This is a genomic window from Stieleria maiorica, assembly GCF_008035925.1.
Taxonomy (GTDB): Bacteria; Planctomycetota; Planctomycetia; order Pirellulales; family Pirellulaceae; genus Stieleria; species Stieleria maiorica.
The window spans coordinates 5,787,067-5,808,590 of sequence record NZ_CP036264.1; the positions used below are offsets into that span (position 1 = coordinate 5,787,067).

Sequence of the window (21,524 nt, forward strand, 5' to 3'; positions counted from 1 at the left end):
GCTCATTAAATCAACTGGCCGGAAAAGGAGTCGGGCAGATTGTCAGGCTGATCGTCGAGAGCACACGTAGAAGCAGCGGGCGGTTTCGAGTACGCTTGGCCGGCGACGGGTCACTTCAATCTCGACCGCTTGCCGCTTGAAACCGGAACACGATTTCCGACGGGCTCACAGCGGTTTTCAAGGAGCAGTCATGTTCGACGCGGCGGAACTGGGTCAGCGCGTGAGCCAGCGTGAATTCAAGGAACGAGAGGTCCAACTGCGGACCAAGCTGCTGACGCTGCAGTACCGCACGCACGAACTGGCACGATTCCCCGTCTTGATCGACTTTGCCGGCGTGGAAGGCGCCGGCAAGGCCACGACGATCAATATGCTGAACATGTGGATGGACCCGCGATTCATCCGCACGATCGGTTACCAGAAACCGACGCGTGCCGAAATGGCGCGGCCGCGGTTTTGGCGATACTGGCGCGACATGCCTCCCAAAGGCGGCATCGGACTGTTCCTGAGCGGTCGCTACTCCCGGCCGCTCCTGAGCAGGGTCTATGGCGACATCGACGAGCCGGAATTTGACAACCGCTTGTCGGAGATCATCCGCTTTGAAAACGCGCTCGTTGACGACGGCGCCTTGATCCTGAAGTTCTGGATGCACCTCGGCAGAACGCAGCAAGAAGAACGTCTGAAGGAACTCGAGGCCGACCCGTTGCGGAGCTACCAGGTCAGCGAGGAAGACTGGAAGAACCACGAGCACTACGATGATTTCGTCGCGGCCGCCGAGCACTTGATCACTCGGACCAATCGCAGCGCCGCTTCGTGGCACATCGTCGAAGGTGGCAACGAGAATTACCGGCACCTCCGCGTCGGCGAGATCATCGCCGCTGAACTGTCACGTCATCTCGAGGTTCAAGAGCGGAAGGCAGCCGAAGATCGGCCTCCGACCCGCGTCGCCAGCCCCGACATGCCGAAGGTCGACACCGTTTTCGATGCACTGGACCTGTCACTCTCGGTGCCGAAATCGGACTACAAGAAAAAGGTCCCCGCCGTTCAAGCCCGGCTCGGCGAGCTCGGCCGCAAGGCACAGGCCGAAGGGCAGTCGACCGTGCTGGTTTTCGAAGGCCCCGATGCCGGCGGCAAGGGAGGGGCGATCCGTCGCACCGTCTGGAGTCTGGATGCCCGTACCTACCGCGTTTTTCAGTTCGCCGCGCCGACCGACGAGGAGCGGGCGCACCACTACCTATGGCGTTTTTGGCGTCATCTGCCACGTGCGGGCAGCGTTTCGGTCTTCGATCGAAGCTGGTACGGACGTGTGCTGGTTGAACGCGCCGAGGGATTCGCCACCGAAGACGAGTGGCGACGGGCATACAACGAGATCAACGACTTCGAACGCCAAATCGTCGACCACGGCATCCTGTTGCTTAAATTCTGGATGCACATCGACAAGGACGAACAGTTGAAACGCTTCAAAAAGCGTGAAAAATCGCCTTACAAACACTGGAAGCTGACCGACGAAGACTGGCGTAACCGCGAACTGTGGGAAGCCTATAAGCAGTACGGCCAGGACATCATCCAGTACACCAGCACCAAAAAAGCCCCTTGGATCCTGGTCGAGGCGAACAACAAGCCGTATGCCCGCTTGAAAGTCTTGCAAACCGTCATCGATCACCTGCAAGAAAAATTGGACGGACCGGCCGGCCGGCCCGCGTGAGGGGGGCACGCAGTCGCCGTCCTCTCCGAGGTCGGCGCCGGAAAACGCTTCGCATTATCGATCCGCCGAGTTCGGAGAACGCGGCGACGCTCGGAACGCACTGGGGATCCACCTTCTGGCGAAGGTAGCTACGTTCGCTCGGCGATTTGTGTGGCCTCCATACCCCCGGTGCGGTTGCCTGGCGGGAAACGTGTATACTAGGGATCCTGCGCCGCTTGCCGCTGAAGCGAGTCCGACGCGACTTTTCTGATTTCCTTCACTGCTCAGGTCGTATTTTCCAGCGATGACGTCGCCCGGCATCCAACACGACTTTCTGGATCCGCCGAAAGATTCGGAGGACCATCTCGGTACGCTCGGCCATTACCGCGTGCTCCGCGAGCTCGGCAAAGGGGGCATGGGATACGTGTTCCTGGCCGAAGACACGCGGCTGAAACGCGAAGTCGCCTTGAAGGTGATGAACAAGAAAATCGCCAGCACGCCGGGCAGCCGAAAACGCTTCATCAGCGAAGCCCGAGCGATGGCGGCGGTGCACCACGACAACGTCGCGACCATCTTTGAAGTCGGCGAGCACAAGGGCACGCCCTTCATGGCGATGGAATTGCTGCAAGGGGCGACGCTGGAGAATTACCAGCAGCGCCACGGCAAACCCGATTACCACCAGATCATCGCCTATGCCCGCGACATCGCGCGCGGATTGGACGCGGCGCACCGACAGGGAATCGTCCACCGCGACATCAAACCGGCCAACATCTGGCTGGACACCAAAACCAACCGCATCAAGATTCTGGACTTCGGGCTGGCGCTCGCCTCCACCCCTGTCGACCAACTGTCCGGTCGGGGCGCGGTCGTCGGCACGCCCGGCTATCTGTCGCCCGAACAGGCGCGGAGCGAACCGCTGGACGACCGCAGCGATTTGTACTCCGCCGGCGTCGTGTTGTACGAAATGGCGACCGGGAAATTGCCGTTGAAATCCAAGACGGTCGCCGAACAGTTGATCGCGATCTTGGCCCATGCCCCCAAGCCGCTGATCGAACGCAACCGCGAGATCCCCCAGCCACTGGCCGACCTGATCCATCGGCTGATGGCCAAAGAGCCGCGCGATCGCTACGCCAGCGCCGCGGACTTGGAAAAAGCGCTCGACGAAGTGGAAGTCGAGTGCGAAAAGAAATCCGAGGTGGCCCAGGCGATCAGCCAATTGCAACTGGGACTGGAACAAGCGGTCAGCAAAAAGAACCTCGGCGGATCCGACGGCGGCGATTGGGGCATTTCCGAAGAAGCACCGCCCAACCCGTTTGAAACCTTGCCCGATGTCCTGCCGGCCGCGACCCCGCTGGCCGGCGATGTGGGATCTTCGGGTGCCCACCCTGCCGTCGCCGTGCCGCAGGCCGCACCGGGGCAGGGATCGATGGGATCAGGCACGTTTGCCGCCGCCAAATCGCAACGGAAACCCGCCCCCGAACCCGCCGCCGCATCCAATTCCAAAATCATCTGGATCACCGTCGGCGTCGTCGCCGTGCTGCTGTTGGTGCTGATCCCGACGATCGTCTACATCAGCGATTCCAGCGCGATCGCACGCCAGCAACAAGAAGAAGCGGTCTATGTCGCTGCGGCACCGGCGGCGAACCCGACGCCATCGAGTTCGTCCAACACGCCCCGACAAGCCCCGCGTCCCAAGCCCCCCGAACAACAATCCGGCACGCCGAAGCAGCCCACCCCGCCAGCGCAGCCCCCTTCGCCGCCGGCCACCAAAGTCGACGCGAAAGAAGTCAAGGGCGTCGGCGGACCCGGATATAAATGGCTGCTCAGCCACACCAAGAACAACGGCTCGTTTGAACAGGGCGATCCGGCATCCGGCCCCTTGAGACTCCAGGGCTGGACGGCCGCGCTTTCGGGCAAGGACGGCGGCTGGAACCGAAATCCCAACGCGCGGAACGAGGAAGCGAAGACCTATGCGTATGCCGGTCCCAACAGCGAACTGGTCTTGGTCAGCGACGCGTTTGATTACAAGACCAAGGCCGGCGACGCGTTCCGGATCAGCGTCAACACCGGCGGACAAGGACCGGGCGAGACCGCCTACCGTGTCGTGTTGGGTTTCAACGACAAGTCGGGACCGCCGATCCGTTATCAGCTGGCCGAGTTTTCCAGCAACGAGAACTGGACCGGCGGTAAACAGAAAAAATCGATCTTCGAATACACCGTCGACGCGGCCGTCGAGGGAAAGTCGCCCTACGTCGAATTCGTGATCTCCAACAAAGCTTCAAAACGCAAACGTGGCATGCTGGATCGCGTTGTCGTGACCGTCCGCAACCAGCCCAACGTGGCAACAACTCCGTCCAGTCCGCCGCCAGGGGAGAAACCGTCGCTTGCCACTCCGGCCGAGAAACCGAGCCCCGATCCCGCGATGGCGAAGTCCAGCCCGACAGATCCGCCGAGCCCAACAGAGACTGCCCCCAAACCGGCCCCACCACCAGAATCACCGTCGCTCCGCATCGTCGCGCTCAAGACCTCCGACGACAACGGCGCCGACGCCACGGTGAAACGCGGCGGAGGATTCAATGATCCCCAAGGCGAGAAACCGGTCCTGTACGTTCAGACCCGAAGCGGCATCCAAGTTCAACACATCTATGCCAGGTTCTGGATCCAGACGTTGCGAGCCGATCAAGGCGGGGCTCAAGCGGGAAATCGCAACCGCGGAGGCAATAACAAACTGGACCCGCTGCCGGTCGAGACTGCGGAGTTGAGCCTGACGCTTGCCGGGACCAAGCGTGATCCCGATGCATCGATCCGTGTGTACGGTTTCAGCGATCCGATCAGCGATGTGTGGCCGGAAAACCGGATCGTCTGGGGCAATTCGTTGTCTGAAAAAGGGCTGGAGAAACTGCCGTTGCTGGCAGAACAGAAAGTCGGCCGCAACAACGACAAACTGTTGATCTCCAGCGACGCGCTGGCCAAATTCGTTGCCCAGGCCGGCCATCGCTCGGTGACCCTGATCCTGACCGGCTCGGTCGGCGACGAACTGGTCACCTTTGCGTCCCGAGAAGACGAATCATCGGAACCACCGACACTGATCCTCGGACTTCGCCAGTAAGAATGGGCGCGGATCGGTGAGAGATCGATTAGGATTGGGCCGGAACCTTTTGTCGTTTCCGCTCATCTGAACTCTCAACGCATCCAACGAAATTCCGACTGCTTTCGGATTCCCCCATGAATTCGCGACGATTCCTGCTCGAATCCCTCGAACTCCGTCAGCTGCTCGCCGGCGATGTCTGTTTGGCCAGCGATCCGATCGAGCGGATTGCCGAGGGCGAATCGGCATCCCCCGCCATCGCAAGGGTGGCAACGAGTGGTTTTTCGGCCACGGCGGACACTCTAGCGACGGCCCTTCCGGCGGCAGCGATCCACCCGCCGTTCATCTTGCCTGCCTTTGGGTCGGACCTGTTGGCCGAAGACGCGAATCTGGTGGCCGCGGTCAGGAATGACGCGCTGGCAGGGGTCTCCGAAGGCAACCGTTCGCCGACGCTGCACTTGTTTGACCGCCAAGACGATGACACGCTGGTCGAATCGGCCGCGATCGCTCTGCAGTTTTCCCCCACCCATGTCGTTCTGACCGACCGACTGGTGATCGCTATCGGCTCGTCGCCCGACGCGGATTCGACCGGCACACAAGGTCCGCGGACCGTCCTGTTGGTCGTCTCGCGAGATGATCTGGCCGATCGATCAACGATCTCGCTGGACGGTGGCTTGGCCGGCATCGCCCATCACGACGACCGGTTGTTCGTTTCGACCTACCAACCACCCGGTTTTCCGCCGCAGTTGTTTCTGCCGCCGCTCCCGGTGACGGCCACGGTCTTTGACGTCAGTGGTGATTCGATCTCTCGAATTGCCTCCGGCGAACTGCCCCATGCGATCACAGACAACGCGATTGCCGGAGACGACTTGCTGGTCGTCGAACAGATTCCCCAAACGGAAACAAGCGGCGAAAACGCTCCAGAGGGCACGACGGCATCGTCCGGCACGCCCGTCGATTCGCCCCAACACTTGGTGCGATACCGAATCGTCGACGACGCCATCGTCAAGATCGCCACCCTGCAGTTGACGGCGGACTCGAACCTGCAAACAAGGATCTCCAAGGACGGGCAGACGGCGGTGGTCTTTGGACAACATCAACGCCTTCTCTTTCCCGCAGTCGTTGACGGACCACAAGCCGGGTTTTCCGTCGCGTTGATCGACTTGTCGGACGATCAACCGCAACTGTTCCAAGCCGTCGCGCTCGCGACACGCAACAGCCAGGTGAAGGTCGAAATCGGCGAGCGTGCCGTGGTCGTCGCCGATGGCCGGAACAGTTTGCTGGTCGTCGACACCGACCAGTCGATCGACATCGATGCCCAAAGCCGCGTCACGCGAATCGAACTGCCGGGAATTCCCAACCAGACCTTTCCCGGCATCACCGGCGTGACCGAACTCTCGCCGGACCGTTTCGCGATTGTGCGGCAATCGTACACGACCACGTCCGAAGGCGACGAAACCGTCGCGCGCCGCCAAGCGGAATTGCTGACGCTTTCGTTAAACGATCATACGGTGCTCGCGCAGGAGATTCCCAGCAACGCCGTGTTGGCGGTTTTTTCTCCGTCGTCTGCGATTCCGACCTTGGTCGGGCTCGGGCCTGAATTGGTTGCCCACCAAGCCGAACAGATCGTCATCGGCGACCTTGACGATTCGGGCCACTTCAATCTGCGGGCCTCGATCGGGCTTCCCCATGTACTTGAAATCGACGTCGATGATCACCGTTTGCTGTTGCGCCAGATCGACCAGCTGATCCAGTACCGCTGGGACAACCTCGATCATGCGATCGTCACGCCGCTGGGCGAACCGCTTCCGCCCCCGAGCGCCGTCGATGACATCATCCGCCGCAACTCCGACGCACGCGATCGCTACCTGGACGTGCTGACAAACGATCAAGTCATCAACGCCCTCGGCGACGTCCGGATCGCGGAACTGATCGATGCCCCGGCCGGTGTCGAGATCGCGACCGGTGGAAACGTGCTGCGTCTGACCGACGAAGCCTTGGGCAGCGAAGGGACGTTTGAGTTTCAATACGTGCTGCAACAAGGCTCCCAGCGCGCCTCGGCGACGGTCACGTTGACCTTGTTCCGATTCGATGACGCCGACGTTCGCCGCGCCGTTGAACGAATCGTGGTCCGAACCGCCGAAGACCTTGGTGTCAGTGCGTCCGAGGTCCGCGTTTCTTCGCAACGCCGATTTACCGACATCCCGATGCCGGTCCATCACAGCGACCGAATCGACAACCCGCTGGGCGGACAATTCGGCGTCGTCGTGGACGTGGCGGTCGGCGACCAACTGTATCGTTATGCGGCAAACTTCGAAGGCGACGTGGCGCAGCTGAGCAGCCAACCGCTGGACCAAGTCATGCAGCTGAGCTTGAAAGCGACCGACGTCGAAGGCAACACGATCGAATCGGTCCGAACGGGCGACGAGTTTTTCCTGGAAGTGTCGGCGCAGGATTTACGTGAATTCGGATTCGGCGTGTTTGCGGTCGCGTTTGATCTGCCGTTGCCGATCAACCAACTCGAATTGACCGGCGAGGTCGTCCTGCTGGGCAAGTTCGACGACTTTGGTGATCCGGTGACCGCCGCCGGCATTGACGAATTTCATGCGTTAGAAGCGATGATCGAACACCCTGGCACCGACACGCAAGGCGTGGTCCGATTTGGCGTCCGAGCGATCGCCGGCGGTGAAGTCACGCTGGCGCTTAATCCGGCCGAATCACGTGGCGCGGAACTGCTGCTGCGTGGTCGCGACGACGAGGTTTCACCACTGGAAGTGGTCTTCGGTTCGTTGACGATCAACATCGACGGCATTCAGCCGACCGACACCGACGCCAGCGGCGCGGTCACCCCGTCGGACGCCCTCCGCGTGATCAACTTCCTGGGAATCTACGGCGCCGTCGACGTAGATGACCTTCCCGCCCTGGCCGACGCGGCCGAGGGTGAGGACACGGAACTGCATTTGCGATCGATGCGGCGACTGGACACCAACGCCGACGGACTGATCAGCGCCCGCGACGCCTTGAACGTGATCAACGATTTGGCGCGTCTGTTCAGCCGCGATGATGATGCCGCCGAAGGTGAATCGGTCGCGGCGATTCGATCGGTCGACGCCGCATTCGCCGGGAACGTCTTAGCCGGCGACTTCTTGTCCGATGACGACGATGATGATAGGTTCCCCGGCCGCGGCTAGCTGGACAGCAAGTTGACGATTCACCCTCCCTAACAATATCGGTGTCTACACAAAGCCGGGGCAGCAGGGAGCCATTGTAGATTGTGTAGACACCCACTCCCTCGCAGGGAACGTGTCTTCCGGTATCCCACAATCATCCAGCGAGGGCCATTTCATCGATTCCAACACCGGCGACACCCCCGCGTGGCAACAGCGGGGTTACGAACATCTGTGGATGCCCTATTGCCAAATGAAAACGTCGCCGATGCCGTTGGCGGTCGAGCGGACTGAGGGCGTCTACTTGCACCTCTCCGACGGACGGCGGCTGATCGATGGCTTGGCGTCCTGGTGGTCGGCCTGCCACGGGTATAACCATCCGCACGTGGTCGATGCGATGCACCGGCAACTGGACACCATGCCACACGTGATGTTCGGCGGGATCAATCATGAACCGGCGCTGACGCTGGCCGATCGCCTGGCCGGGTTACTGCCCGGCGACCTCAATCGCGTGTTCTTTTGTGACTCGGGATCCGTCGCGGTCGAAGTCGCCATGAAGATGGCGATCCAATTCCATCGCAACCTTGGCGAGCACGGCCGCACGCGTTTTCTGTCGTTCGCAAACGCCTACCACGGCGACACCACCGGTGCGATGTCGTTGTGTGATCCCGAGCGCAGCATGCACGCAAAGTTCGAAGGGGCGTTGCTGCAACAATTCAACGTCGACGTCCCTCGCGACGATGCCTCGATGGAACGTTTTCGATCACTGCTGCACCGGCATCGCGATCAACTGGCCGGCGTGTTCATCGAACCGTTGGTCCAGGGAGCGGGGGGGATGCGGTTCCATTCGGCGGACGTGCTCCGCGCGATCGCACACGCCTGCCGGGACAACGACGTGCTATTGATCGCCGACGAATTGGCGACCGGGTTCGGACGCACCGGGACGCTGTTCGCGATCGAGCAGGCGGACATCGTTCCCGATGTGATTTGTCTGGGCAAAGCACTCTCGGCGGGGATGATCGGGATGGCCGCCACGGTCGCCAGCGACCGAGTCTTCGATGCGTTCTGGTCCGACGACGCCTCCAAAGCGTTGATGCACGGCCCGACGTTCATGGCCAACCCCTTGGCCTGCGCCGCCGCCGGAGCCTCGCTGGACCTGTTCGAACAGGAACCGAGATTGGACCAGGCTCGGAGCATCGAATCCGCCCTCGCCGACCTGTTGGCACCCTGCCGCGAAATCGAACGGGTGGTCGATGTTCGGGTCAAGGGTGCAATCGGAGTGATCCAAGTTGATTCGCTCGATCACGTCGATCGCCTGCGTGATTTGTTCGTCCAGCAAGGCGTTTTCATCCGTCCCTTTGGGGACTGCATCTACACCACACCCCCGCTGGTGATTTCCAGTGGGGAACTGGAAAAAGTCGGTGCGACGATGGTTTCGGCCACCTCGCAATGGGCCCGCTGGCCGCGCGAGAGTTGACAAATTCACACAGCCCGTTGTTGTTGGCGACGTTTTTTCGGGAAATAATAGTCGCCCCTTGCCCACCTTCCCTCCTATCCCTGATCGGTATCATTGCATGTTGTTATTGAAATCTGTCGGCAAATGTGTCGCCGCGTTTGCCCTGACCTGTCTGGTCGGCGTCCCGAGTTTCGCGCAGGCGGAAACGGGCGTGAACCAATTGAGCGAAGCCGAAAAACGCAGCGGCTGGAAACTGCTGTTTGACGGAACGACCGCCGATGCGTGGCGGAATTATCAAAAGGATACGATCAGCGACGGTTGGAAAGTCGTCGACGGTGCCCTGATTCGCAGCGAAAAAGGTGCCGGCGACATCATCACCAAGGAAAAGTTCGACGCCTTTGAGATGTTGATCGATTACAAGATCAGCCCCGAAGGCAACAGCGGGTTGATGTTCCACGTCACCGAAGACAATCCCCGACCGTGGCAAAGCGGACCGGAGATTCAAATTCAGGACAACGTCGACGGTCACGACCCACAAAAGGCGGGTTGGCTGTACCAGTTGTACAAGCCCGCGGCGCCGCGCTGGTCCGCCAATCAAGGCCCCGTCGACGCCTCGCGTCCGGCCGGCCAGTGGAACCAGATCTACGTGCGGATCGCCCCTCAAGGCTGCGAAGTGTGTCTGAACGGCGTGCGTTATTACACGTTCAATATCGGCAACAAGGATTGGAACGCTCGCGTCGCTGAAAGCAAGTTTTCAAAGTTCCCCGGGTTCGGCAAAGCCGGCAGCGGACACATCTGTTTGCAAGATCACGGTGACGAAGTCGCGTATCGCAACATCAAAGTGCGTCGCATCAACGCCGACGGCAGCGTCCCCCAACCGATCGATGGCAATCTGGGCTTGAAAGGTGAACTCGCGTTCCCGAACCTGGAACTTGATCAGTGGGAAGCGGTCGATGATGAGGGTAAGATTCGCCCGCTGCGAATCTTGGAACTGACCTACCCGCGTGACGGCAGCAATCGCGTGTTCATCGCCTCTCAAGACGGCCGGATCTGGACGTTCGAAAATGATCCCGAGACGGTCCAGTCACATCTGGTGATGGACATGCGCCGTGAAGTCGCCGACTGGAAAAACAGCGGCGGCAACGAACAAGGGTTGCTCGGTCTGGCGATGCATCCCGATTTCAAGAACAACCAAACGTTCTACGTCTATTACTCCGACGCCGACAACAGTCGTTCGGTCGTCAGCGAGTTTCGGATGTCGACGGTCGACCCGAACACGGCCGACGCGGCGACCGAGCGGATCGTGATGGAAATCCCCCAGCCCTACAAGAACCACAACGGTGGCAGCATCGAATTCGGCCCCGACGGTTACCTGTACATCGGGCTCGGCGACGGTGGCGATCGCAACGACCCGAAAGCCTCCGGACAGGACCTTTCGCAACTGCTCGGTTCGATCCTGCGGATCGACGTCGACAATCCCGCCGGCGACAAAAACTATGGCATCCCCGCCGACAATCCCTTTGTCAATACGCCAGATGCTCAGCCGGAAATTTACGCCTACGGCATTCGCAACCCGTGGCGATTGGCATTCGACCGCAAGACCGGTGATCTGTGGCTCGGCGATGTCGGTCAGGAGTTGTGGGAAGAAGTCAACGTGATCACCAAGGGCGGCAACTACGGCTGGAGCAATCGCGAAGGCACCAACAGCTTCGGCAACCGCCCGCCGGTCGAAGGCGTCAGCGAACCGATCGATCCGGTCTGGCAATACGACCACCGCATCGGCCGCTCGATCACCGGCGGACGCGTTTACCGCAACGAACGACTGCCTGAATTAAATGGCAAGTACCTGTATGCCGATTACGTCACCGGTGTCGTCTGGGCCTTGTCCTTCGATCCGGAAACCAAGCGTGCCACCGCCAACGAGCAAGTGATCCCCGAAGGCGTCCAGGTGCTCGGCTTCGGCGAAGATCAAAACGGTGAAATCTACTACTTCACCGAAAACACGCGTGGCGAGTGCATCTATCGCTTCGCCAAGTAAGCATTCCTTGATTGCCCTGGTCGTGTTCTGCCGTCTTCGAAAGCAGAACGCGACGTGCAAGAAAAGGTCACGCATGGCACGGGCTGAGTGAGCCGACGGCGCTAGCCGCGGGCCTTGATACGCCTTTAACCCGGCGATCAGGCCCGAGGCTAGCGTCTACGGCTCAGCGTATTGGCTAAGGCCCGTGCCATTCCCGGCGGTCGCGTTTTTTTGCAACTTCTTGGCTCAGCTCGATCCCTTGAAATAGAGATCCAGATCAACCCAACCGGCCAAGACCCGAGGCGGCTTGGCGGTTTTGGGGCTGGTCAGTTTTCCTGTGGCCGGATCGTAATCTCGGATCAGCGTCCGGCCGGTGTATCCGGAATCACCTTGGCCGAAGTCGGCGGTCTTCCACTTGGTGTCCGAGACGTATTCCAGGAACACGCCGACGTGACCGATCCCATCGGTCTCGTGATTGGTCGCCCCCTTCTTAAGCAGCGCAAAGATGTCACCGGGGATCGGGCGTTTCTTCTTGTCGGCGGCACTGATCCAAGCGCCAAGCTTTTTCCCACGGTCGCGAACCTGGTAGGTGCCGGTGAGAGAGTTTTTCTTCAACCAGGGCAGCAACTTCTCCCCCGTGTGCCCTTTCTCCTTGGCGATCTCGGCGCTCACGATGCCCGGCAGGATCAGACAGTTCGTGTAGCCCGGTTTATCGCTCTTCCCCCCAATTCCTTTGTCGCCGCCGGTCAGTTCGTTGTACTTGCTCGTCCCGTAGTTGATATCGGACTTGAATTCGGTTTTGAGCCAAGTGATCAGCTTTTGCCGTCTGGGACTGAGCTGTTTGCTTTGAGGCGGCGGCGGTGTGACGAGGGTCCATTGGATTTCGCGTTGCTTTAGCGATGCGTCTTCGGGATCGAACAGCCGGCCCGAACCGTCGCCGCGACTCTTGTCGGCCAGACCACGTGGGGCGTCCCAAAGCACCGCGATATTGCGCCCTTTGCCACCGGGCTTGTCCCACAGCCAAACGACGTTCCAGTCCTTGACCTCGAACGAACCGACGCGCGAGCGCGTCACCCGTTTCCACCCCATCGACGCCGAATCGTCGACCCTCCAGGTTTTTGAGCCCCAATTCAGCGTCACCTCTGCGTTGCCGAGTGCCCCATTGCCTCGATTGAGGATTCTGAATGCAAGTTTCATCGCTTCGGCCCTCCGGTCTGGTGTGCAGGATAGGGATCACAGCTCACGTCGACACATCGACTTCGTGCCGGCTGATGTCGCATCGATCGCCTGAATTCATGTTAGCCGCTGGACGAAGGTGCGGCGAATGTTTTGCTGGCCAACACCGCCCCAAACGCCCCCACGATCACTGGCACAACCGGAGCGTGACCGGGGGCGCGGCTTTCCGGAGGTTTTGACGGGAGTGGCGTCAGTCGCGCGCAAAACACACCCGAGTTTTTTCCACCAATTGCTATAGATTTGCTAAAGCCCCCTTGTGTAACCTGCCAAACGTCGTCAGGGGCAACCGGCACTCAGTCCGCCAATCTTGACAGCAACACTTCAATCACACCAAGGAAAACTGAATAGCACACACGAGCTAATTCACATTATCGAGACCTAACTTCGATCAAGGGGCAACAATGATCAAGGCTAGTCACAACGGTAATCCCTCGCTAGGGATCCGTCCGTTCATGGTCGTTCTGCAAAGCGACCGTCTTTCGATTGATACGCTTCCCGATGCGCTTCCATTTCAAACGATGGAGGTTGAGGATTGGGAAGGCGTCTTTAAAAAGCTCAGCTCCTTTCGACCGGGATGTTTGTTGGTCGACTTTGACGCGGATCGCGATCAGTTATTGAGCCAAATCCGAGGATTCGCCGACCAAGGCATCCGCTACTCGATCGTCGGCGTCACCGCTGACCGCTCGCGACGGACGCTGCACCAGGCCCTTCGCCACGGCTTCATCGATCTTGTGCCGCATCCGCTGGATAGCCGCCTGTTGATCGAAGCGGTCGAAGACGCTTTTCACGCCGACGGTACCGGCAAAGACTCGCTGTGCAATCTCCGCAGCGGCTTCGGCAGACTGACCCCGAAAGAACGCGAAGTCCTGCCGCAACTTCTGTTGGGTGTCACCTCGCGACGACTGGCCGGCGAACTGAACGTCAGCTACCAGACGATCGATCGGCACAAAAAACGTGTCATCGAAAAAATGAACGTCAGCAACATGACCGAATTGGCGATGAAACTGTTTCGCCAGTACTAGACATCGAAGACGACCACCAGGTCGACGGCTTGGTGGTTCCCCAACGACAATACCACCACGCCATCGTCGCATCGGACATCGTCGGGCAGCTCGTCCAGCGACCGCTCGATCCCTGACGCGTCGGCGACGAAGGCGGACTGGGCAAACGCGCAAAACTGCAGACGGACCTTGGACGTTTTCGGTCGGGTCTGGATCACTTGCATCCGCACGGCAAGTTTGCCGTCGCGACGCCGCGCGGTCTGCATCTCCGTGACCAGCACGTCGCTGGAGGAAACGTGGACCAGCCAGGCCTGACCGGTCTGGCCGCCGGACGAACCGGTACCGGGCGGATCAATGGCAAACACTTCCGCCGGCGCGATACACGACCGCGCGATCGCAACCGGCGATGGGCAATCAAACGCCAACGTGACCTGAAACTCGCTTCGCTCGGCGCCGTCGGGGATTGCCACCAGGGTATCCAAGAATCGATCGCCGACCTTGCGATGCAGCGGCAAGCCGTGGCCGACGACCAACGTCTGTTTCTCCGCCTCGTCGATCACCACGCCCAGCGGTGCGACCATTTTTTTTGCCGACGCACTGTGCACCTTGTCGCGGACCAGCGGTCTCAGAATCGCCGCCTCACCGGCCACCGCCGTCCGTAAAGCAAAATAGCGATTCCAAAACTCCGACTCCGACGCGACTCGCAGATCGGATTTGGGTTTCAGCTGGCCATCAATCCGCAACAGTCGGCTGCCCCGTTGAAGCTGATAACGCAGCATGAACTCCGCGATCGCTTTGCCGTCATTGTCCCGCAGCTCGCCCGTTGCGGTGATCACCCCGATCGTCGAATCGGACTGATCGACCTGCATCCGGCTGCAGACCATCGTGCCGCCGTCCTGGTTGCCGGACAGGCCGCCGGCGGCAACCAATCGCATCGACAGACGATTGCCGCGCGACGCGCTGTACACTCCGGAGATTCCGCCGGCGGTTTCGTCCAACGCCACCGCCATGAAGGCGTTTTTTAACACCGCCGGTTCGGCGATCCCGGTCTCGCCACCGGTCAACCGCTTCAACAGCCCCTTTTTCTTGACCGCGTGCGTCGCCGACAGCCGGGTGAACCCCATCGCCGGCACGTCGAAGGTCACGTCGCAATCGGCGCCGGCACCGCTCGCGGCATAGACGAATTTTTCGCCCGACGGTGCCCCGCCGTGCAGCCTTGCCTGACGCCTGGTCGCGACGGCATGCGGATTGAAACACAACGTGTGCTTGCCAGGCGTCTCGCCGGAAGCGGGCGCAACTCCGATCGCCTGGCTGACCAGCCGGCGATCGTCAGCATCGTCCGCTTCATCCAGCAACCGCGGGTTGGCCAGCATTGCGATCGAACGAAGCGTGCTTTGGGCTTCCGATCGCACCGCCAGACAAAACGACTCGGCCATCGAGCGCAACGTTTCATCCGGCGTTGGACCGATCAGACGCTCCACCACGCTCGATGCCGAATGTTTGGAGAGTGCATCCAATGTCCCATGATGATAGGGGCGTTCGCCATCGGTGAAGTAGCGTGGCAACGTCCAGAAACGGCCCATCGCCACACTCCACGTCGCGGCGCGACAAAGATCCAGAAAGCTGTCGCAGACCCGGTCCGGCCAGTGCACCAGCAAGGCCGTCGCCACCTCCCCCGAATCGATCAGTTCGCCCAGATGAGCCCCCAGTGACAGAAACGCCGCATCGCCGGCGGCATCGATCGGCTTGGCCGTCAACGCCTCCAACTCTCGATGGCCGCCCGAGACGATCACCTTGGATTCATCGCCGAATCCGATCCCCGCGGTGAAATCGATCGGGATCACCCCTTGGTAACCGAGCGCCGAGAGAGCGGGGATGATGTCGACCGGCGTCAATCCAGAAAGCGTGGCATAGACCGACGGGGCGCGACCGATCGCACGAGTGGCCAAGGCGGTTCCCGATTCAATCACATGCCGCGCCGACGCCATCGTCATCGCGTCCAGGCAACTCGACTGGGATGCAATCCCACCACCCGCCCAGCCGACCGTTTCCATCGACAACAACTGCACGAATTTGTTGAAACGCTCGTGTTTGCCGGGATCCTCCTTGGCGGCGTCGATTTCGGCCGCCGCCGTCGCATCAACCAAGACGTTGCGTGGCGTGCCCCGCAACCCGTCGGCGTCGCTGTCCGCCCCCGCGCTCGCTCGGAAACGATCAAGCCAGCCGGCATCGATCGCTGTCCCCAAGACCCCGGAGGTCAGCAGTGTCAGATCGACCAAGTGCGGATCACTGGAAAAATAGTGGTCGCGTTCTTCCGACAGACAATCAAACACGTCGTGCAACCCCTCGGCGGCCGCCTCGGCGTCGCGCTGGCAAAACGCTTTGGCCGCCGCGACGATCCGGTTCTGCAGATGCAGTTCGTCCAGATTGCTGGTGTACCGCAACCGTCGCGTCATGATCTGAATCTGCAGCGACAGGTACCCGGCGGCGAAAAAATCTTCGACGCCCAACGTCCGCGGCCCCGATTGCAGCGGTTGGCAATTCGGGTCGGCCGGGGCGATGCCCAGCACCTCCCCGAGCGCCGAAATCATCTCCGCCCGGTCCGCCCCGGTCACCCAAACACAATCCGGGTTGGCGTCGCACTTACGCCGAAAATCGCTGGGGATCTGTTTCAGTGACGGATCGGGGATCACGATGACGCGCGGCCCATCGGGATTGGGAGGCGTGTCGGCGCGGTACCACGTCGGCAGCTGCTCGGTTTGGGCCAGCAATCGCGGGTGCCACAATATCGTCCAACCGGCCAACAAGCTCCGCGCATCCGAGTTTGATCCTCCGACCGGAAAATCTTCCAACGTGGCCGAAGGCAGCAGAACCGAACACTCGTCAAAAGGAGCCATATCGCGGTGGTCTTGGGAGGAAAAAGGGCGCAAACAAGAAATGCGGGGAGCGACAGAGTGTGATCGAAACTGCCGACTCTTCAAAGCCGCCCCCGGACGCCCCCGGACCGGCTCGATCGGTACCGGGGAAGGACAATTAATTTGACGACCACCCCACCAGACGGATAGACTGGGGGAGGTAGACAATGATCCGCATAGCGACGCTCTCCAGAGCGTGGATGATGCAGAAGTCGACGCCAGACTTGCTCCCAAAGGTCGAATCAGAATCACACGCAGCCCCCCCGGGGAATCCACTTTCTGGCGAAGGTAGCTACGTCAAAGTCTGCCATTCCCGAGAAATCCGACTGGCGTGCCGCCACTTGGCGTCTCACTTTTCGTTCTCTTCAATTTCTCCTCCTGTCCCCCCTGGCGAAGGTGCCGTTTGGAAACGCTTGCCGTGACGCGCTTGACATCGGCGTCCTCCGAATCGCTTCAATCCCGCTGTTGGCCGTGCGCGATCGATTGCAATTTTAGGTCAATCAGCACATTCGGAACGAGCGGAGCGGGGTATATTTGACATCACAGCCGGCCAAGCGTGGAGAAGATGGCGGTGTCAGAGTACTCTGCGTACCGCAGGCGAATCGCATTTTTCGGCGCCGTTTTGCAACCGGGGCGAGAAATCTGTCACAATTTCGGTAAAGATCGCCCAAGGATAATCGTCATCAATCGTTTATTGGATTACCCGCTGACGCACTCGCACCTGCTTCAATCGCGGTCAAGGTCGGCGTCGTTCGGAGCGGACGTTTGATGGCCCGAGCCATTCACTCATCACTTTTTCGTTAGCGTTCAATTATGGCCAAGAGCACTTCAGTTTGGGGAATCGAGATCGGACAATCAGCCCTCAAGGCGCTGCGTTGTACGAAAGTCGATGAAGAAGTCGTCGCGACCGCGTTCGACTATATCGAATACCCCAAAATCTTAAGTCAGCCCGAAGCAGACCCCGAAGAGTTGATCGCCGACGCGATCAACCAATTGATGGAACGCAACGAGGGGATGACGGACAAGATCTGCATCAGTGTCCCCGGCCAAAGCGGTCTGTCGAAATTCTTCAAACCGCCGCCGGTCGAAGTCAAAAAGATCGCCGACTTGGTCCGCTACGAGGCCCGTCAACAGATCCCGTTCGAACTGTCCGACGTCGTCTGGGATTACCAGATGATGCCCGGCAGCATGGTCGAAGACGGCTATGCGCTCGACAGCGAAGTCGGCTTGTTTGCGATGAAACGCGAACAGGCCAACCGACAGCTGGCTCCGTTCGACACCGCCAACTTGGAAGTCGATGTCGTCCAACTGGCACCGATCGCGCTCTACAACATGGTCGCCTATGACCGCATGGGCGAACGGCTGGACGGTGAAATCTTCAACTCCGACGATCCGCCGTCCTCGAGCGTGATCCTGTCGATCGGAACCGACAGCTCGGACCTGATCGTCACCAACGGCTTTCGGATCTGGCAACGCAGCATGCCGATCGGCGGCAACCACTTCACCCGCCAGTTGACCAAAGACTTGAAGATGACGTTCGCCAAGGCCGAACACATCAAACGCAACGCGCGGGAGGCGGTCGACCCCAAACTGATCTTCCAAACCATGCGTCCGGTCTTCAACGACCTGGTCACCGAAGTCCAGCGTTCGATCGGCTTCTTCCGCAGCATCGATCGCAAGGCCGACATCACCGAGCTGTTGATCACCGGGAACACCGTCAAGATGCCGGGGCTGGCAGCCTACCTGGGTAAGAACCTGGGCTTCGAAGTCCACACCCTGGACCGCTTCAATCGCTTGGGCGGCGACGACGTGCTGGCCATCCCGACCTTCCGTGACAACGCGACGACCTTCGCGGTCTGCTACGGACTGTGTCTGCAGGGACTGGGCATTTCCCAGATCCATGCCAGCTTGGTTCCACAAGAAATCATCACCCAGCGGATGATTCGTGCCAAGAAACCCTGGACCGTCGCGGGTTTGGCGATCCTGATGTTCGGCATGTCGGCCAATTTCTACTTCGCCCAAAACAGCTGGAAAGAAAGCCACGAGGACATTTGGAAGAAAGCCAATGTCGCCGTGACCAGCATGGAAACGTATGCCCAGGATCACCGCGGCACCGATGGCGAACTGGAAAAGAAACTCACGTATTTGAACGCCGTCGGCGAAGAGATCACCGGCGATGCCGAAAACCGTGTGCTGTGGATGGAGCTGATCCGCGGCGTCAATCAAATCATCCCGCGTGGTGTGTACGAAGGCGTCGAACCCGGCCAAATGCCCAGTCCCAAAGTCGTGCCCTACGAAGACCGGATCGATTTCCAGATCACGTCGTTCGAAACCAAGTACTACGAGGACATCGCCGAGTGGTACGACAAACGGACGAAGCGATTCGCCGCCGAAAAGGCAGACTGGGAAGCACAGATGGGCATCAAGCGGGAGCCCGGCGAGGTGCCGACCGAACCGGAGCCGCCGACCGGTCCGTTCTGGGTCGTCGAATTGCAAGGCTACCACTACTACAACAACCCGGAACGAGTCGGTCTGGACGGAAACAACCACACCCGCAAGTACCTGACCACCGCGTTCCTGGACCCCAGCCGGCTACCCGACGACGTGGCTAACCGGATCATCCGGCTGCCCGATCCGAATGATCCGTCGGCGGATTTGATCGAATACACGCCGGCCGAGCTGGGCATCAGTTACCCGTTGATGCTGAATATCGAAAATGCGATCGAAGAAAAGATCCCGAACCCGGATTACGAACCCCCGGTCGCCGGCACGGCCGCCGTGGGCGTCGGTCCGGCAGCGGGCGCCGCAGCAGCGGCAGCCGATCCCAATGCCGAACCCGAATTCTTCACGGCACGGCGAATGGACTTTGTCTTCCAATTCCTCTGGACCCCCACCACGCACTCCGAGCGGATGGAAGCCAAGCGTTTGAAAGCCGAAGAAGAAGCGGCGCTCGAGGGCGAAGAACCGCCGGTGGAAGAAATCACCGACGAAACGCTGGATGACACTGTCGCCGCCACCCCGTAACGCATCGCCGATTCGCGCGTCTGACCTATCACTCACTTTCACTTTTCTCAACCCACGCAATCATCATGGACCAAGTCAAAGAGTACCTGGCCGTCGCCATCAAGCATGGATTCTGGATCGGCAGCTCGCTCGTCCTGATCGGGGCCCTGGGCGTTTGGTATCTGTCGACATCCGACTTGAACGCCAAGACGGATGCACAGATCCGTAAAATTGAGGGTGATGTTCAGAAGGTGTCGCAGTACCAAGGCGAATTGCCGACCCAGCCGAACGACCTTTCACACCTGTGGATGAACGAAAAGATCGAAATCCGCAAACAGGAAGTCCTCACCGCCTGGCAAAACGTCTTCGACGCACAACGCGACATCCTGACTTGGCCGACCAAGCTGAAAGATGAGTTTGTCGATGAATTCAAATACGTCCGGGATCCGGAAACCGGCAAGATCGACAAGAACCGGTTGAAACTGCCGTTTGAGAAATACGAACAGTTCCCGCCGTCGTCCGATACCTATCAGGTCAACCCCGCAATGCTGCGGCGGTATGAACAATACATCGGCGAAGTCCTGCCCAGCTACGCAAAGATCGCCGGTGCGGACTGGACCGCCGACTTCAAGAAACGCAGCGCCGGGATGGGGGCGGATTACGGCATGGACGACATGATGATGATGAGCGGACCGGGGATGACACGGCGAGCGGCTGTGGACATTACCGGCGCCGTGAAAGAACCCGTCGTCAAGTGGAGCACCAGCAGCCAGGAAGCCGTGCTAAAGGACCTGTTCCCTTGGCGAGGCGCCAAGGAGTATCCCTCGGAACTGGACGTCTACTACTCCCAGGAAAACCTTTGGATCATGCGGCAGTTGCTGGAAATCGTCGCTGCCGTCAACGGCGGCGCTCAGCAAGCCTTCGAAGCGGAGATTCGAGAGATCAAGAAACTTTCCATCGGGCGGTCGGTCACCTTCAACCAGGGCAGCATCTCCGATCCCGGTTCTCGGATCACCGCCTCTTTCGGCGGCATGGACGACATGATGGAAGGCTACGAAGACATGGGAGACATGTACTCCATGGATGAGGGGGGCATGGGCGGTATGGGAGGCGACATGGATGGCGAAGGCTCCGACCCGGGGGACAACCGTTACGTGAACACCGCCAATGAACCCATCGACGCCTCGTCGCTGCGGGGAGCATTCAGCAGCAATGACCCCGGACAGGTCGCGATCGCGGTCGCCAAACGTGTTCCCGTCATGATGCACCTGCAGATGAATCAACAGAGTGTTGCGCGGCTGCTGGCCGCCTGTGGCAGTGCTCCACTGATGGTCGACGTCCGCCAAGTCCGCGTCATGCCCAAAGGCGGCTCGTCCAGCACCGGCGGAGGCGGTGGGTACGACATGATGGGGATGGAAGACGAAATGATGATGGGCGGCATGGGCGGCGGTATGGGAATGGGAGGCATGGGAATGGGAGGCGGAATGACCGCCGGAGCCAACGACGAATTCCCGATGGACATGGACGTCGAAATCTATGGACTGATCTATTTCTACAACCCGCCGAGCGAAGAATCTCTCGGTATCGACAAGGTCAAAGACGACGTCTCGATCGACGAATCGGCCGAAGTGATCGACGCCCTGCCCGGCCCCAGCGAGACCGAACCGGCGACCACCACGCCGCCGACCACCACACCGCCGACGGCGACACCTCCGACGACCGAACCGCCGGCGGCCACCCAGCCTCCGGCCACCACTCCGCCGGCAGCCACGCCTCCGGCCACCACACCACCGGCGACGGAACCGCCAGCGGCCACACCGCCGGCAACGGCCCCACCGGCCGCAACACCACCGACCGCGATGGCCGTTCCCGTCGCAACCCCCTGATCGCCGCCACAGCCCTGGGCGTTCTGCCCCGGGTGGCCTGCCGATCGCCTCCTTTTCACAAACCCATTCAACGA

At 60.3% G+C, this 21,524-nt stretch carries 10 protein-coding genes; 8 read left to right on the plus strand and 2 right to left on the minus strand.

Annotated features, from left to right (window positions below):
• Window positions 1-190: 190 nt before the first annotated feature.
• The 5 genes from pap to Mal15_RS19735 all read left to right on the plus strand — a co-directional run bounded on the left by pap (window position 191) and on the right by Mal15_RS19735 (window position 11,430).
• Window positions 191-1,702, plus strand: a complete 1,512-nt coding sequence (pap, locus tag Mal15_RS19715) for a polyphosphate:AMP phosphotransferase (RefSeq protein ID WP_147869335.1) — start codon at window positions 191-193, stop codon at window positions 1,700-1,702.
• A 283-nt stretch (window positions 1,703-1,985) separates the two neighbouring features.
• A complete protein-coding gene (locus tag Mal15_RS19720) occupies window positions 1,986-4,790 on the plus strand; it encodes a serine/threonine protein kinase (protein ID WP_147869336.1) in 2,805 nt (934 codons plus the stop codon).
• A gap of 116 nt (window positions 4,791-4,906) precedes the next feature.
• Window positions 4,907-7,960, plus strand: a complete 3,054-nt coding sequence (locus Mal15_RS19725; protein ID WP_147869337.1) for a dockerin type I domain-containing protein — start codon at window positions 4,907-4,909, stop codon at window positions 7,958-7,960.
• Between the two features lie 112 nt (window positions 7,961-8,072).
• On the plus strand, window positions 8,073-9,413 hold the full coding sequence (locus tag Mal15_RS19730) for an adenosylmethionine--8-amino-7-oxononanoate transaminase (protein ID WP_233902902.1): 1,341 nt from the start codon (window positions 8,073-8,075) through the stop codon (window positions 9,411-9,413).
• 97 nt (window positions 9,414-9,510) lie between these two features.
• Window positions 9,511-11,430: a PQQ-dependent sugar dehydrogenase gene (locus Mal15_RS19735; protein WP_147869338.1), complete on the plus strand. Its 1,920-nt coding sequence runs from the start codon at window positions 9,511-9,513 to the stop codon at window positions 11,428-11,430.
• Between the two features lie 225 nt (window positions 11,431-11,655).
• On the opposite strand, the gene Mal15_RS19740 is transcribed toward Mal15_RS19735, so the two are convergent.
• Window positions 11,656-12,606: a hypothetical protein gene (locus Mal15_RS19740; protein WP_147869339.1), complete on the minus strand. Its 951-nt coding sequence runs from the start codon at window positions 12,604-12,606 to the stop codon at window positions 11,656-11,658.
• A 440-nt stretch (window positions 12,607-13,046) separates the two neighbouring features.
• Here Mal15_RS19740 and Mal15_RS19745 point away from each other — a divergent pair, with 440 nt between their 5' ends.
• Window positions 13,047-13,667 (plus strand): LuxR C-terminal-related transcriptional regulator, encoded by a 621-nt coding sequence (locus Mal15_RS19745; RefSeq protein ID WP_147869340.1) that lies wholly within the window; start codon window positions 13,047-13,049, stop codon window positions 13,665-13,667.
• Here the strand turns inward: Mal15_RS19745 and Mal15_RS19750 are convergent.
• A complete protein-coding gene (locus tag Mal15_RS19750) occupies window positions 13,664-16,543 on the minus strand; it encodes a hypothetical protein (protein WP_147869341.1) in 2,880 nt (959 codons plus the stop codon). The two genes, Mal15_RS19745 and Mal15_RS19750, sit on opposite strands and share 4 nt — an antisense overlap.
• A gap of 831 nt (window positions 16,544-17,374) precedes the next feature.
• Between Mal15_RS19750 and pilM the strand changes: the two genes are divergently transcribed.
• Both pilM and Mal15_RS19760 read left to right on the plus strand, forming a co-directional pair.
• The gene (gene pilM / locus Mal15_RS19755; protein ID WP_147869342.1) at window positions 17,375-19,585 is read left to right on the plus strand and encodes a type IV pilus assembly protein PilM; all 2,211 of its coding nucleotides are present in this window, start codon (window positions 17,375-17,377) and stop codon (window positions 19,583-19,585) included.
• A 65-nt stretch (window positions 19,586-19,650) separates the two neighbouring features.
• A complete protein-coding gene (locus Mal15_RS19760) occupies window positions 19,651-21,450 on the plus strand; it encodes a hypothetical protein (RefSeq protein ID WP_147869343.1) in 1,800 nt (599 codons plus the stop codon).
• The last annotated feature ends 74 nt before the right edge of the window (window positions 21,451-21,524 follow it).